This window comes from Burkholderia sp. 3C (genome assembly GCF_054589155.1).
The window spans coordinates 1-298 of the sequence record NZ_BAAILN010000137.1 but is presented as its reverse complement, the minus strand read 5'-3'; the positions used below and the strand labels follow the sequence as shown (position 1 = coordinate 298).

At 57.4% G+C, this 298-nt stretch carries 1 protein-coding gene; it reads left to right on the top strand.

Going from position 1 to position 298, the window contains the following annotated elements; genetic code table 11:
- A partial coding sequence (locus ACYP33_RS29025; protein WP_459624823.1) for a hypothetical protein occupies positions 1-298 on the top strand: 298 nt, incomplete at both ends.

Genomic DNA, 298 nt, shown 5'->3' with positions numbered 1-298 from the left:
GACAGCGAAGCGACATTGCTGTTGGTGGTCGACAGTCCACTGGAAATCGAAGTCACACCCGTCGACAGCGACGAGACATTGCTATTGGTCGTACTGAGTCCGCTGGACAGCGAAGTGACGTTGCTGTTCGTGGAACTCAAGCCCGACGAAAGGGACGTGACGTTGCTGTTCGTCGAGCTCAAACCCGACGAAAGCGAAGTGACGTTGCTCGTCGTGGTCGAAAGCCCGGTAGACAGCGAGCCGACGCTGGTCGAGGTCGAAGAGGACAGCGAAGCGACATTGCTGTTGGTGGTCGACA